Source organism: Variovorax sp. W1I1 (assembly GCF_030815625.1).
Classification (GTDB): Bacteria; Pseudomonadota; Gammaproteobacteria; order Burkholderiales; family Burkholderiaceae_C; genus Variovorax; species Variovorax paradoxus_C.
In genome coordinates this window covers 4,986,068-5,000,562 of sequence record NZ_JAUSWZ010000001.1, presented here as the reverse complement: position 1 = coordinate 5,000,562, position 14,495 = coordinate 4,986,068, and the positions used below count along the sequence as shown (strand labels likewise).

General features: G+C 65.3%; 14 protein-coding genes. 2 read left to right on the top strand and 12 right to left on the bottom strand.

The genetic code is table 11. The features are described 5' to 3' along the window. Positions 1–76: 76 nt before the first annotated feature. The 3 genes from QFZ83_RS23415 to QFZ83_RS23405 form a co-directional block, all read right to left on the bottom strand. A complete protein-coding gene (locus QFZ83_RS23415) occupies positions 77–1,504 on the bottom strand; it encodes a sensor histidine kinase KdpD (RefSeq protein ID WP_307510511.1) in 1,428 nt (475 codons plus the stop codon). After that, on the bottom strand, positions 1,504–2,871 hold the full coding sequence (miaB, locus tag QFZ83_RS23410; protein ID WP_307510509.1) for a tRNA (N6-isopentenyl adenosine(37)-C2)-methylthiotransferase MiaB: 1,368 nt from the start codon (positions 2,869–2,871) through the stop codon (positions 1,504–1,506). The genes QFZ83_RS23415 and miaB overlap by 1 nt, the downstream gene beginning before the upstream one ends. Positions 2,872–2,961: 90 nt before the next feature. Further along, positions 2,962–3,417, bottom strand: a complete 456-nt coding sequence (locus QFZ83_RS23405) for a hypothetical protein (RefSeq protein WP_307510507.1) — start codon at positions 3,415–3,417, stop codon at positions 2,962–2,964. A 256-nt stretch (positions 3,418–3,673) separates the two neighbouring features. Between QFZ83_RS23405 and QFZ83_RS23400 the strand changes: the two genes are divergently transcribed. Next, the gene (locus QFZ83_RS23400) at positions 3,674–4,846 is read left to right on the top strand and encodes an efflux RND transporter periplasmic adaptor subunit (protein ID WP_307512802.1); all 1,173 of its coding nucleotides are present in this window, start codon (positions 3,674–3,676) and stop codon (positions 4,844–4,846) included. Further along, positions 4,843–8,010: an efflux RND transporter permease subunit gene (locus tag QFZ83_RS23395; protein ID WP_307510505.1), complete on the top strand. Its 3,168-nt coding sequence runs from the start codon at positions 4,843–4,845 to the stop codon at positions 8,008–8,010. The genes QFZ83_RS23400 and QFZ83_RS23395 overlap by 4 nt, the downstream gene beginning before the upstream one ends. A gap of 101 nt (positions 8,011–8,111) precedes the next feature. Here the strand turns inward: QFZ83_RS23395 and QFZ83_RS23390 are convergent, their stop codons facing one another. The 9 genes from QFZ83_RS23390 to QFZ83_RS23350 all read right to left on the bottom strand — a co-directional run bounded on the left by QFZ83_RS23390 (position 8,112) and on the right by QFZ83_RS23350 (position 14,471). Then, a complete protein-coding gene (locus QFZ83_RS23390) occupies positions 8,112–8,387 on the bottom strand; it encodes a hypothetical protein (RefSeq protein ID WP_013539491.1) in 276 nt (91 codons plus the stop codon). Continuing rightward, positions 8,384–9,100: an AzlC family ABC transporter permease gene (locus QFZ83_RS23385; protein ID WP_307510503.1), complete on the bottom strand. Its 717-nt coding sequence runs from the start codon at positions 9,098–9,100 to the stop codon at positions 8,384–8,386. The genes QFZ83_RS23390 and QFZ83_RS23385 overlap by 4 nt, the downstream gene beginning before the upstream one ends. Before the next feature lie 8 nt (positions 9,101–9,108). After that, positions 9,109–9,855 carry a 2OG-Fe(II) oxygenase gene (locus QFZ83_RS23380; RefSeq protein ID WP_307510501.1) on the bottom strand — a complete coding sequence of 249 codons (747 nt, stop codon included), beginning with the start codon at positions 9,853–9,855 and terminating at the stop codon, positions 9,109–9,111. A gap of 73 nt (positions 9,856–9,928) precedes the next feature. After that, entirely contained in the window at positions 9,929–10,636 is a 708-nt protein-coding gene (locus tag QFZ83_RS23375) for a Crp/Fnr family transcriptional regulator (RefSeq protein WP_041942782.1), read from the bottom strand. A 124-nt stretch (positions 10,637–10,760) separates the two neighbouring features. Further along, positions 10,761–11,405: a histidine phosphatase family protein gene (locus tag QFZ83_RS23370; protein WP_307510499.1), complete on the bottom strand. Its 645-nt coding sequence runs from the start codon at positions 11,403–11,405 to the stop codon at positions 10,761–10,763. A gap of 21 nt (positions 11,406–11,426) precedes the next feature. After that, positions 11,427–12,071 (bottom strand): DUF4136 domain-containing protein, encoded by a 645-nt coding sequence (locus QFZ83_RS23365; RefSeq protein WP_307510497.1) that lies wholly within the window; start codon positions 12,069–12,071, stop codon positions 11,427–11,429. Between the two features lie 207 nt (positions 12,072–12,278). Next, on the bottom strand, positions 12,279–13,220 hold the full coding sequence (gene ttcA, locus QFZ83_RS23360) for a tRNA 2-thiocytidine(32) synthetase TtcA (RefSeq protein WP_306880350.1): 942 nt from the start codon (positions 13,218–13,220) through the stop codon (positions 12,279–12,281). Positions 13,221–13,272: 52 nt separating this feature from the next. Continuing rightward, complete coding sequence (locus QFZ83_RS23355) at positions 13,273–13,683, bottom strand: dihydroneopterin aldolase (RefSeq protein WP_373424096.1); 411 nt, start codon at positions 13,681–13,683, stop codon at positions 13,273–13,275. A gap of 8 nt (positions 13,684–13,691) precedes the next feature. Beyond that, positions 13,692–14,471, bottom strand: a complete 780-nt coding sequence (locus tag QFZ83_RS23350; RefSeq protein WP_306880349.1) for an SDR family oxidoreductase — start codon at positions 14,469–14,471, stop codon at positions 13,692–13,694. Positions 14,472–14,495 lie beyond the last annotated feature (24 nt).

Here is a 14,495-nt window from a genome sequence, read left to right as displayed (position 1 = left end):
AAAGGGACGAAGGGGCGCGAAGCGGTGATTCAGAAGAAGAAAAGAAGCTGGGGCGTGCCGGCAAGGAGATCGGGCGTCAGGCCGTGCGCGGCAACTCGATGCGAAAACGTGCACCGGGTCCGCCAGGCTGCAGCGTGATGCGGCCCCCGTGGGCTGCAATGTACTCCTGCACGATGGAAAGTCCGATGCCGGTGCCTTTCACCGTGTGTTCAGGCTGGCGTTCGCCGCGGAAGAAGGGTTCGAAGATCCGGTCGCGATCGCCCTCGGCGATGCCCGGCCCGGCATCGTTCACGTCGATGTAGACGGCCTCGGGCGTGCCCGACACCGCGAGCGTGATGACACCACCCGTTATCGAAAAGCGGATCGCGTTCGACAGCAGGTTGGCGATCGCCGTGCCCAGCTTGGTCCGGTCGACCGTGATCGAGATCGGCTCGCCCTCGGCGCGCACGCGCAAACCATGCGACTGCCATTGCAGCCGCTGGGCCTCGATCTGCTCCTCGATGAGCGGCAGCAGTTCGGTGCGCTCGCGGCGCAGTTCGCGCGCCTCGAACGCCGCGGCGTTGAAGCGCAGCAGCGCCTCGATCTGGCCCTGCAGCGACACGGTGTTCTGGTTCAGGATCTGCGCGACTTCGAGCTGCGCCGGATTCAGCGGACCCGTCACGCCGTCTTCCAGCAGCGAGACGCCTTCGCGCAGCGCGGCCAGCGGCGTCTTGAGTTCGTGCGACACGTGCCGCAGGAACCGTGCCTTGTCGGCGTCCAGTTCGGTGAGGCGCAGCCGCAGCCATTCGAGCTGCTGCGACACGCGCCGCACGTCGGCCGGGCCGCGGATGTCGATGGGCTCGTCCAGCCGGTTCTGGCCCAGGCCGACGATCGCGTGCTCCATGCGCTTGAACGGGCGCGCGAGCCAGATGCCGAAAGCCAGCGCCAGCACCACCGCCAGCACGCTCGCGGCCACCACTTCGCGCATCAGCCGGCGGCGTGCGTTCTCGATGCGCTTGGCGAGCGCGTCGTTCTGCATCTCGATGAGCATTTGGGCCTGCTGCGCGAGGCTGGTGTTGAGCGTGTCGAGCTCGCGGAACTGCATCGCCATCGTGCTTTCGCGGGCGAGGGCGCTGTCGGCGCTGCCGCTCATCAGGCCTTCGATCACGCTCAGCTGCACGCGCCATGGCTCGATGCTCGCGGGCAGCAGGCCGTTCTTCTCCAGGCGTTCGAGCACCTGGTGCGATTCGCGCGCGGCTTCGTCGAAGCGGCGGCGCAGCACCGCGTCGTTGAGCACCAGCGACTGGCGCCCGGCGCGTTCCATGGCCGCGCTGCGTTCGGCCAGCGACTGGGCCGCGCCCGAAAGCCGCAGCGCGCGCGCCGCGGCATCGCGGCTTTGGGTCATGAGCGCGTCGTACTGGAACACCGAGCGCAGCGCCACGCCCACCAGCAGCGCGGTGATCAGCAGAAAGGCAAAGAGCAGGAGCTGCTGGAACGAGCCCCGTATCGACGGTCGCTTCGCCATCAGTGGGCGAGCGCCACGGCGGGCTGCTGCAGCGCCGGCGACGATTCGCGCGTCACCACTTCGCCGCGCAGCGTGTAGGCCAGCGAGCGCGTGATGCGCAGGTCGGTCATCTGGCCGACCAGGCGTGCGTCGCCCTCGAAGTTGACGACGCGATTGCAGGCGGTGCGGCCCATGAGTTCGTTCGCGTCCTTGCGGGAAGCGCCCTCGACCAGCACGCGCTGCGTGCTGCCCACGAGCGCATCGCCGAAGCGGCGCACGTTGCCGTCGATCACGCGCTGCAGCGTCTGCAGGCGCGCGAGCTTCACCTCGTGCGGCGTGTCGTCATGCAGCGCGGCGGCCGGCGTGCCGGGGCGCGGGCTGAAGATGAAGCTGAAGCTGTTGTCGAACTGGCAGTCGTCGATGAGCTTCATCATCTTGGCGAAGTCTTCGTCGGTCTCGCCGGGGAAGCCGACGATGAAGTCGCTGGAGAGCGCGAGGTCGGGGCGGATGGCGCGGAGCTTGCGCACCGTGCTCTTGTATTCCATCGCGGTGTAGCCGCGCTTCATCGCCATGAGGATGCGGTCGCTGCCGTGCTGCACCGGCAGGTGCAGGTGGCTCACGAGCTGAGGCACCTTGGCGTAGGCCTCGATGAGCCGCGGCGTGAACTCGTTCGGGTGGCTGGTCGTGTAGCGGATGCGCTCGATGCCGGGGATCTCGGCGACGTACTCGATGAGCAGCGCGAAATCGGCGATTTCGGCGGTGTCGCCCATCTTGCCGCGGTAGGCGTTCACGTTCTGGCCCAGCAGCGTGATCTCGCGCACGCCCTGGTCGGCGAGGCCGGCGATTTCGACCAGCACGTCGTCCAGCGGGCGGTTCACTTCCTCGCCGCGGGTGTAGGGCACCACGCAGTAGCTGCAGTACTTGGAGCAGCCTTCCATGATCGACACGAAGGCGGTCGCGCCCTCGACGCGCGCGGGCGGCAGGTGGTCGAACTTCTCGATCTCGGGGAAGCTGATGTCCACCTGCGGGCGGTTCAGGCGCTCGCGGTCGTTGAGCATCTCGGGCAGGCGGTGCAGCGTCTGCGGGCCGAACACGATGTCGACGTACGGGGCGCGCGCGATGATGGCCGCGCCTTCCTGGCTCGCGACGCAGCCGCCCACGCCGATCTTCACGCCCTTGGCCTTCAGGTGCTTCACGCGGCCGAGGTCGGAGAACACCTTTTCCTGGGCCTTCTCGCGCACCGAGCAGGTGTTGAACAGGATGAGGTCGGCCTCGTCCACGTTCTGCGTCGGCTCGTAGCCCTGCGCGGCGTTCAGCACGTCGGCCATCTTGTCCGAGTCGTACTCGTTCATCTGGCAGCCGAAGGTCTTGATGAATACTTTTTTCATGGGGTGCTCTCTATGCCCTCCAGGGATGGAAGGCGCGGCGGGCGCGGAAGGCCTGCGCCGCCTCTTTCTCTGTATGTCTGTCCGCAGCGGTTACTGCGTATTGAGGGTGTCGTTCGTAGTGAACGGCCAGATGTTCAGCAGCGGCCTGTTCAGCGACTCGCGGCTGGCCACCGCTTCTTCTGGCGTGAGGATCCAGACCTCGCGCAGCAGCCCGGCGGCATCGCGCGTGTAGTTCACCAGGTACTTCTGGCCAATGATCGCGCCGGGCATCACCAGCATGTTCTGCGGGTTGCGGATGCGGGCGCCGGCGCCGAGGCGGTCGGCGTTGCCGTCGAGTTCGACGTCAGGCGCATTGGTCACCATGAACTTGCCGCGCAACGTGCCGATGGGGAAGTTGCGGCCGCCGTTCAGCGATTCGTTCTGGGTCTGCGGACGGGGAACTTCGTCCTGTGCGCTGGCTTGCAGGGAGAAAAGTCCGGCGCTGGCGGCGAGGGCGCACAGCGCGGTGAAAGTGAGGGCATTCGTGGTTTTCTTGCAGCGGTTCATGGGGTATATCCAGAGGCTGTGGAGCGGGCGATTTTAGCGAGGGGTTCGGCCCCTTCGCGCCGGCCACAGCAGGTTGAGCGCGGGCTTGTCGGTTGACCTGCTTTACATTTCTTTACGGGAACCATGAACGCCGTGAGTCGGGCGCTGATTCAATAGCCAGTGTCAGCCCAAAGTGCACAAGAACCCCATGAAGAAAAATGCTGCCATTGCCCTTGCGGGTGTGTTGATCGTAGCCGTCGCAGGCGGGTGGTGGAGCATGTCCGGTGACAAGGCCGGGGCAAAGAATGCGAAGACCGCGGCCGCCCCGGGAAATGGCGCACCGGGCGGCGGCGCCCCTGCCCTGGTGACCCTGGCCACCGCCGAAAAGCAGGACGTGCCGGTCACGGTGCAGGTCAACGGCAGCGTGGTGTCTCTCAACAGCGTCGATTTGCGCCCGCAGGTCACCAACACCGTCAGCGCCGTGCATGTGAAGGAAGGCCAGTTCGTGAAAGCGGGCCAGCTGCTTTTCTCGCTGGACGACCGGAACGACCAGGCCAATCTGGCCCGTGCCCGTGCCCAGCAGCAAAAAGACGAGGCCACCATGGCCGACCTCGAGCGCCAGTACAAGCGCAGCCAGGACCTCGTCGCCCAGAACTTCATCGCCAAGAGCGCCGCCGATGCCACGCTGTCGCAGCTCGAGGCGCAGCGCGCAGCCGTGGCGGCCGACCGCGCCGCCGTGCAGTCGGCGCAGGTGGCGCTCGGCTATGCCACCCTTCGCGCGCCGATCGCCGGCCGCATCGGCGCCGTCAACATCTACCCGGGCACGCTGGTGCAGCCGACGCTGTCGCTGGTCACCGTCACGCAGCTCGACCCGATCGCGGTGAGCTTCCCGGTGCCCGAAGGCAACCTGCAGGATTTGCTGGAAGCCGCGCGCAGCCGGGCGCCGGTCGAGGCGCTCGTCGCCGGGCGCAAGACGCCGCTCGTCGGCTCGCTCGATTTCGTCGACAACACGGTCGATCCGCAGATCGGCACCGTGCGCGCGAAGGCCGTGTTCGCCAACGCCGACCAGGGCCTCTGGCCGGGCCAGTTCGTCGGCACGCGCATTACCGTGCGCACACTCGCCGGCGCCACGGTGGTCCCGGCCGCCGCTCTGATGATGCTGTCCGACGGCACCTCGCTCTACGTGGTCGACCAGGCCAAGACCGCCACCCGCCGCAAGGTGAAGACGCTGCACACCTTCGGCACCAAGGTGGCCGTGAGCGGCATCGAGCCCGGCGAGCAGGTGGTGATCGAGGGCAGCCAGAACGTGCGCCCGGGCGGCAAGGTGCGCGTCGATGCAAAGGCTGGCGGACCGGGCACCGCCCCCAACGGCACCACGGGCGTGACGCCGGGTAGCGCCGCTTCGTCCGACGGCGCGGACGTAAAGCCTCCGCAGCGGGAACGCGCATGAACATCTCGGAGCTCTGCATCCGTCGTCCTGCGATGACGGTGCTGCTGTCTGCGGCGGTGGTGGTGGTCGGCATCTTTGCGTACTTCAGCATCCCGGTGGCGGCGCTGCCCAGCTACAACACGCCGGTCATCAACGTCAACGCGCAATTGCCGGGCGCCAGTCCGGACACGATGGCGTCTTCGGTCGCGCTGCCGCTCGAAAAGCAGTTCTCGACCATTCCGGGCCTGCAGACCATCAGCTCGGTCAACACCCAGGGCGTGACCTCGCTCACGCTCGAATTCGTCAGCAGCCGCGACATCGACGCCGCCGCCGTCGACGTGCAGGCCGCCCTGCTGCGCGCCCAGCGCCAACTGCCGCAGGAACTCACGCAGCTCCCCTCGTACCGCAAGGTGAACCCGGCCGACGCGCCGGTGCTCTTCATCGCGCTGATCTCGCCGTCGATGAACCCGGCCGAGCTCAACGACTACGCCGAGAACCTGATCTCGCCCACGCTCTCGACCATCGACGGCGTGGCGCAGGTGGGCGTGTACGGCCGCAAGGCCTTCGCGGTGCGCATCAAGGCCAACGCTGACCTGCTCAACGCCCGCAACATCACGCTCGACGAACTCGCCAAGGCGGTGAACTCGGCCAACGCCAACACACCGGTCGGCGTGCTCGACGGCCCGCGCCAGACGCTCACCATCCAAGCCAACCGCCAGCTCGTGAAGGCGGCCGATTTCGCCAAGCTCATCGTCGGCCAGCGCAACGGCGCGCCGGTGCGGCTCGATGAAGTGGCCACCATCGAGGACAGCTTCGAATCGGTGAAAACCGCCAGCAGCTTCAACGGCCAGGACTCCATCTCGCTCGCCGTGCAGCGCCAGCCCAATGCCAACACCGTGCAGGTGGTGGACGCGGTGCGTGCGCTCATCCCGCGCTTCAAGGCGGAGCTGCCGCAGTCGGTCGAGATCCAGATGGTGAACGACCGCTCGCTCTCCATCCGCGAGGCGGTGCACGACGTGCAGCTCACGCTGCTGGGCACCATCGCGCTGGTGGTGCTGGTGATCTTCCTGTTCCTGCACCGGCTGGTGGCCACGCTGATTCCGGCGGCGACCATTCCGATCTCGCTGATCGGCGCGGTCGCGCTGCTCTACGCCTTCGGCTACAGCCTGGACAACGTCTCGCTGCTGGGCATCACGCTGGCAGTGGGGCTGGTGGTGGACGACGCCATCGTGGTGCTCGAAAACATCATGCGCTACGTCGAAAAGGGCATGGAGCCCTTCGCGGCGGCGCTGCGCGGGGCGCGCGAGGTGGGCTTCACCATCGTGTCGATTTCGATCTCGCTGGTGGCGGTGTTCATCCCGATCTTCTTCATGCCGGGCGTCATCGGCCTGCTGTTCCACGAGTTCGCAGTGGTGGTGGCGCTGGCGGTGCTGGTGTCGGCCATCGTGTCGCTCACGCTGGTGCCGATGCTCGCGAGCCGGCTGCTCAAGCATGTGCCGCGCGAAGAGGGTGCGCTCGACCACGAGGAAGAACACCCCGAGCCCGGCACCGCCATCGGCCGCGCCTTCGAGCGCGGCTACCGCTGGGTGCACAGCAACTACATGCGGACGCTCGACTGGACGCTCGCGCACCGCTGGGTGATGCTCACGGCCGCGGGCCTGACTTTCGTCGTCACCGCCTGGCTCTTCGTCACCATTCCCAAGGGCTTCTTCCCCGAGGAAGACATCGGCCAGATCCAGATCACCACCGAGGCGGCCGAAGACATTTCCTTCACCGCCATGAAGGCGCTTCAAGACCGCGTGGCCGCGACGCTCAAGGACGATCCGAGCGTCGATTACGTGAGCTCCTTCGTCGGCGTCGGCGGCCCGACCGCCACGCAGAATTCAGGGCGCCTTTTCGCCGTGCTCAAGCCGCGCAGCGAGCGACCGAAGATGGCCAAGGTGCTCGAGTCTTTGCGCCAGCGATTCCGCGAGATCCCCGGCATTGCCGTCTACATGCAGCCGGTGCAGAACCTGCGCCTGGGCGGCCGCCAGAGCAAGGCGCGCTTCCAGTACACGCTGCAGAGCGTGAACGCCGGCGAGATGGTGCCGTGGGCCACGAAGCTCATGGAGCGCATGCGCGCCGACCCCGCCTTCCGCGACGTGACCAGCGATTCGCAGAACCGGGGCCTGCAGGCCACGCTGGACATCGACCGCGACAAGGCCGGCGTGCTCGGCGTGGCGGTGGGGGACCTGCGCACCGCGCTCTACAACGCCTACGGCGACCGGCAGATCGGCAGCATCTACGCCGCGAGCAACACCTACCAGGTGATCCTCTCGGCCGCCGACAGCGACCGCCAGTTCGAGGACGACGTCTCGCGCCTGTCGGTGCGCAGCACCACGGGCAGGCTGGTGCCGCTGTCGGCCTTCTCGACCATCAACCGCACCGTGGGGCCGACCTCGGTCAACCACCAGGGCCAGCTGCAGGCGGTGACGGTGTCGTTCAACCTCGCGCCCGACGTGCCGCTGGGCAACGCGACCGCCAAGATCGACCAGTTCAAGAGCGAGCTGAACATGCCCCAGTCGATCATCACTACCTACGGCGGCGACGCGGCGGTGTTCCAGAGTTCGCAGTCCAGCCAGGCGGTGCTGCTGGTGCTCGCGGTGCTGGTCATCTATGTGCTGCTGGGCGTGCTGTACGAGAGCTACATCCACCCGCTGACGATTCTTGCCGGGCTGCCCTCGGCGGCCGTGGGCGCGCTGCTGTCGCTCAAGATCTTCGGCTTCGACCTCACGCTGATCGCCACCATCGGCATCCTGCTCCTGATCGGCATCGTGAAGAAGAACGCGATCATGATGATCGACTTCGCCCTCGACGCGCAGCGCACCGAGGGCATGAAGCCGGTCGACGCGATCCGCGAAGCCTGCCGGCTGCGCTTCCGCCCGATTCTCATGACCACGCTGGCCGCGCTGATGGGCGCGCTGCCGCTCGCATTGGGCCTGGGCGCCGGCGCCGAGCTGCGTCAGCCGCTGGGCGTGGCGGTGGTGGGCGGGCTGATCTTCTCGCAGGTGATCACGCTCTACATCACGCCCGCGATCTACCTCGCACTCGACCGTTACAGCGGCACCGGGCCGATGGTCGAGTTGCCGGGCGAGGCGAAGAAGGCCGAAGCGGGCGTGGCTGGAGATACGGCGGCGCACGCCTGAGCCGCGGCGTTCGTTCTCAAGGTCACTCTCGCGATCTTGCGTTCGATCAACAAGAACCGTTCGGGTTGAGCTTGTCGAAGCCTCGCGCGGCCCCCTCGGCCTCAAAGATGGCGCGCAGCCATGAGCGCCAGCCACCCGGCGAGAAAGGCGATCTGCAGCCCGCCGAAGCGCCACATCACGGCCATGGTGACGACCACGGGCAAGAGCAGGGTGGGCGCGATGCAGATCTGGATCAACAGATAGGCGCCCATCAGGCTCGGGCCGGCGTTCGACAAGGCCAGCTCGGCAGCCGGCCAGCGCGACAGCCATTGGGCCGCGCCCAGCCCCGACAGGCGGATCGCAATCGTGACCAAGGCCATGACGAGGATGGCGTTCATGCCTGGCTCTCCTTGTGGCGCCTGTGGAGCCACAGCGTGGCCGCCATGCCGGCCAGGCCCGCCACCAGCACCGCCGCGGCCTGTTGATCGGTTCGCCACCAGTAAGCCAGGCCGACCACGGCGCCGATGCCGATGGGCGTCAGCTGGTGAGGATTTCTCCGCAGGCCGATGGGCAGCAGCAGTGCCATCGAAAGGGGCACCAGCGCATCCAATCCAAAGCGATACAGCATCTGCTGCGTGAAAACCGCGCCGAACTGGAATCCGGCGATGCAGCCGGCCGTCCACGCCAGGGTCAGGGCGGAGGAGTTTCCGAGGATGAAGTTGGCGTTGATCGGGCCGCGCTGGGCGGCGATGTGGCATGCCGTCCAGCTGCTGTCGGTCACCATCGCGGCCGCCAGCCACGCGCGCCATTTGCCCGAATTCTTCAAATACGGCCAAAGCGAGGCCGTGAAAATAAGATGTTTTGCATTGAGCCCGATGGTCAATGCAATCAATGCCCCGATATGCGCGGAATTGTTGAATTCGAGCGCGGCCAATTGAGCGGTGGCCGCATTGATGCTCAATGCGGCAAGAATCAATTCATTCAAGGACCAATCGGCATTCTTGCTGGCCACGCCGACAATCAAACCGAATACCAATACCTTGGGAATGAAAGGCAGCGCCGCAATCCACCCATGCGAAATTCCCATGGGTGCGGACAGGGACTTTTCCATCGAAACCCTTATATCCAGAACAGGAGTTTCTCAGGGGTGGTTGCGAAAAACCCCGAAAGGGTCAATCGTTCGCCATCGCTTGGCAATACCTCGTGGGGGTGCGTAGTGCGGAAAATGATCAAATCCCCGACGCGGGGGGCGACCTCGCAATGTTCGCTTCCTTTGCTGACAAGCGCGAGGTTTTGCTCGTTATAAATTCGAGTCTGACCGCCGGACTTGGGCGTTTTCAGATAAATGTTCCAGGCAAATTGCTCTTTGATTTGCGGTGCAAATGAAAGGCCGGAGTCTTCGCCGGGCATCCAGTCCCGATGAATTGGCGCTTCCGGCAAAACGCGCACCGTGAAATTCATCATGCGTCGGCCGTGGTGCTCCGCGACTCCATGTGCCAAAGAAAACATCTTCGACGCCACTTCCTGGACCCGGGGAAAGAAATTGACCAAGCCGAGAATCTGCTGATCGAATATCTCTTCGAAAATCTGCGCCCGGCGAAAATATTCGCTTTGATCCGCCTTGAATCGAAAGAAATTGGGGCCTAGCTTTCCTTTGCGAACCATGCCGCCGGCTTTGTCGTCGCCCTCGTAATATTCGATGCCAATTTTTTTAACGGCATGCAATATCAGGTCGATTTGATATTCCTGCAGAAAATTCTCGAACCGCAGGCCTGCGCGGTCCCCGATTGCAAATTTCCTTATCGCCGCGAGGTTCGGCGTTGTGCGATTGATATCCTCAACCACCCAGTTGTTTGACTCTGCCATCATTTCCTCTTGAATTGCGAGGCTGATAATGGCGTCAAGTGAGGGTTTTCGTGGTATCCAGAGATACAGGAAGTTAACTATTTTTGTAATGCAAACGACGTAGCGCGGAGGCGTCGTGGATGATGACCTGCTTGGCCCGCGTCTCGATGACCCCTTGCCTCGACAGCGCGTTCAATGTCCTCGTCACGGTGACCCGGCTCAATGCCGTCATTGCGGCAATTTTCTCGTGCGTGAGATCGACCTGGAAATCCTGCGATTCCGGTGTCGATGAAAACTCGCTGTTCGATTGCAATCGCGCAATACGCAAAAGCAAATCGACGACGCGTTCCGTGGGGGCCGCCGCAACACCCGCCAGCTTTTCAACAATCATTTGATTCTTGAAACCCAGCAGCTTGATGAGCGAATCCGCCAATTCGGGCATGGTGGCGAATTTTTGGTTGATGTCCGAAGGGAGATAGCGGCTGAGAATTGCGGGCGCAACCACGCGTGTCGTGGTTGGGCGGGGCCTGTCGGCAAATGCCGGTCCTTCGCCAAATATTGCGCCCGGCCCGAATATCTCGAGCAGGAATTCGGCGCCATTGCTTCGCTGGATTGTCGAATGCACAAATCCCGATCGAAGAAGATAAAAATAACTGTGCCGCTCCCCTTCGCGGGCCAATACATCACCCGTTGTCAAACTGACGACGCTGCCCAAATGCGTGGCTTCGATCCATGGCGTCGAAAGCGCCAGGGAGGCGTCCCAACTGGCATAGGCCGAGGATTCGGAATTTATTCTTTTCATTCAGAAGATGCGTTGCAAAAAATCCTCGTGATTCCCTGAAAGATTTCTGCGATTTGCGCCTCGCCTCGAGGTGAAAGGCGCAATTTATTTCTTGCCTGGCTATTCGTCATCTGCGCGACGCGCATCAGGCGGTCGTCTCGTCCAGCGTATCGTCCACCGCCAAATGGGCGATGTCGCTCCAGCCCACGAGGCTGAAACCCTCCGGCGTCCACAGCATGCGGTTGATGGCCGCATTGCCGAGTTGCCAGGTGCGCGGCGCCTGCAGCTCCTGGCGAGTGGCGGCGCGGTAGAGCACGTCCATCACGCCGCCGTGCGCGACCAGCGTGACCAGTTGGCCCGGGTGGCGCGCCGCCAGCTCGGCCGCCACGCGCGTGACGCGGTCGCGGAAGGTCAGGAGGCTCTCGCCGCCGACGGGTTCGAATTCGGGATCGCGCTCGCGCCAGCGCCTGGCGTCTTCGGGGAGCATCGATTCGATCTCCGCGAAGCTCATGCCTTCGAGGTGACCGAAGGCGCGTTCGCGCAGGCGCGGTTCGGGCTGCACGGCGAGCCCGTGCGGCCTGGCGATGGCTTCGGCGGTCTGCCAGGCGCGGGCGAGGTCGCTGGCGTAGATGACGCCGATGTCCTCGTCCGCCAGCGCCAGTCCGGCCCGCTCTGCCTGCCAGAGGCCGGTGGCGTTGAGTCCGATGTCGATATGGCCCTGGATGCGGGTGTCGACGTTCCAGGCGGTCTCGCCATGGCGGACGGCGATCAAACGGGTGGCTTCTTGCATCCGCTCGATTCTAGAAGTGCACTATTTCGCGGCGGGCGTCTTTGCCGTGGCCAGGTCGATGTTGACCCGGCGCTCGCCTTGAGGCGGATTCGGAAAGCCTTGCAGCGCGGCCTGGAACATCACCGGCAGGATCGCAGCGCTCGCGTTGTAGGGACCGTCGTTGCGAGCCCGGGTTTCGTAAACCACGCGGTTCGTGCCGGCTTCGCGCAGCACGATGCTCACTTCGCGCTCGTACCAGGGGTTGGCCGCCGGCGGAAAGAACGCCGGGCCGCCGTACCAGCCGCCATACCCGCGGCGGCCGTAGTAGCCGTATCCGCCGCCGTAGCCATAACCCCAGGGGCCGTCGAAGAGCCACGGATCGGCCCAGGGCGAGAGTCCGGCCGTCACGCGGGCGCCGATCTGCGCGCTGTATTGGGGCTTGGCGTCGTCGCGGCGCAGGCCCACTTTTTCGAGTGCGGCAGCGGCCATCGCTTCGAGCGAGTCCTGCCGGGCGGTGTCGGCCTGCTGCGAGGGCAGGCGTTCGAAGCGGTAGGTGGCGCCGGGCGGAACGGCGGAGAGCGACGAAAAACTCTTCACGTCGCTGTCGACCACCCAGGAGGTGGCGCAGCCGCTGAGAGTCACTGTTGCTGCTGCTACCAAAAGCAGAGCGAGAGAAGCACGTTTCATGAAGGGTCTCCGGGCAGCGATGCCCAAAATTCCCCTGGGTAGCCGTCAGAGGCTGAGAGGCAATCCGACATGACCGCTCATCCCCCGCAAAGGGCCCCACTCTGCGTTGCAAATGCTCGCCATAGCCCGCGCTATGGCTGCGCTTTGCGCCTTGACTGGGGCCCTGTGCGGGCGCTGCTCGGCCACGGCGAATTGCCTCTCAGCCTCTCAACCCTGGACGATGCGAAGGGCTGCGGGTGCCTGGGAGAGCAAATCGAAGGAGGGCGCGTCGAAGGCCTTGTCGCCGTCGTCGTCGGCCACGCCCGTCGCTTTCAGACCCTTGAAGTCGTGCCGCGTTCCGTCGAGCAGGTGCGAAGGCACCACGTTCTGAAGCGCGGTGAACATGTTCTCCACGCGGCCGGGGTGCTTCCGGTCCCACTCGCGCAGCATTTCGCCGACTTGCTTCCTCTGCAGGTTCTCCTGACTGCCGCAGAGGGTGCAGGGAATGATCGGGAATTCGCGGTGCTGCGCCCAGCGCACCAGGTCTTTTTCGGCCACGTAGGCGAGCGGGCGGATCACGATGTGCTTGCCGTCGTCGCTCACCAGCTTGGGCGGCATGCTCTTCAACTTGCCGGCGAAGAACATGTTGAGAAAGAAGGTCTGCAGCATGTCGTCGCGGTGATGGCCGAGCGCGACTTTGGTCGCGCCCAGCTCGTCCGCCACGCGGTACAGGATGCCGCGGCGCAGGCGGCTGCAGAGGCCACAGGTCGTCTTTCCCTCGGGAATGACGCGCTTGACGATGCTGTAGGTGTCCTGGTTCTCGATGTGGAAGGCCACGCCGAGCTCGCTCAAATATTTGGGCAGCACCTCTTCGGGAAAGCCGGGCTGCTTCTGGTCGAGGTTGACCGCGACGATGTCGAAGTGAATGGGTGCGCGCGCCTTGAGCTTGAGCAGGATGTCCAGCATCGCGTAGCTGTCCTTCCCGCCCGAGACGCACACCATGACCTTGTCGCCCTCTTCGATCATGTTGTAGTCGACGATCGCGCGGCCGACCTCGCGGCACAGGCGCTTCTCGAGCTTGTGCGTTTCTCGCTCGATCTTCAGCGAGTTGGTGGGCGCGGCGACGGTCGTGGCGTCGGCAGGCGCCTCGTCGATCCAGACGGCGTTCATTGGTGGGCTACTTCAGGCAAATCGGGGGAAAGGACCCCGATTTTGCCTCGGATCACCATTCCCCGGCTTCCATGCGGATCGCCACTTCGCAGTCGTCGAAGATTTCCAGCTTGGCGATCTTCACCCGCACGCCTCGCACCCCGGGCAGCTGCAGCAGGCGGTGCACCACCTTGCCGATCAGGCTCTCCAGCAGGTTGACGTGCTCGGCGGTGCACTCGTCGATGATGATGCGGCGCACCTTGCGGTAGTCGAGCACGTGGAAGATGTCGTCGTCCTGAGGCAGCAGCGGCTGCGGGCCAAGGCTGAGTTCGGCGTCGACCAATATGGGCTGCGGCGCCGTTTTCTCGTGATCGAGGATGCCCAGGTTGGCGTCGAAGCGCAGGCCCTGGAGGGTGAGCGTCTGGCGGCCCTGGATCGGCGAAAGCGTGGGCGTGGGCGAGGGCGTGGAGATGGACATGGACATGGTCGTGCTCACATGAGCGAGAAATCGCGCTCGAATTTCATCAGGTGCTGGCCGCCATCGACCAGCAGCGTGGTGCCGGTGATCGAGCCGTTCTCCAGCGCGAACTTCACCGTGGCGACCACGTCGGCCGGCGTGGAGGAGCGGCCCAGCGGCGACAGCTTGTGCAGCTGCGCGAACTTGTCGTCGTCCAGCATGTGGCTGGGCAGCGTGAGGCCGGGCGCCACGCCCACCACGCGCACGCGCGGCGCGAGGGCCAAGGCGAGCATCGGCGTGGCGGCTTCGAGCGCGGCCTTGGAGAGCGTGTAGCTCAGGAAGTCGGGGTTCGGGTTCCAGAGCTTCTGGTCGAGCAGGTGGACGACCGCGCCCTGCGCATCGCCGCGCCGTGCGAGGTGGTCGTGCAACGCCTGCGCCAGAAGGATGGCCGCACCGGTGTTGCTGCGAGCGTGGCGCTCCATGAGCGCGTAGCTGAAGGTGGCCGTGTCGTCGTGCTCGAAGAGGGCCGCGCTGTGGACCACCGCATCGACGGTGCGAAAGCGCGCCGCCACGCGGGACAGCAGCGCGCGCGTGGCGTGCTCGTCCTCCAGGTCGGCTTCGAAGAGCGCCGAATCGCCCGAGAGCGCGGAGCAATCGGCGACGGTCTGCTCGGCTTCGGCGCGCGAGCTGCGGTAGTGCACCGCCACCTGCCATCCGCCCGCGGCCAGCGCCAGCGCGATCTCGCGGCCCAGCCGTCGGCCCGCGCCCGTGACGAGGACGGTGCGGCGGGCAGGGGAGAGGGGGGCGGTGCTCATGCAGGGAAAAGAACGGAGAGGGAG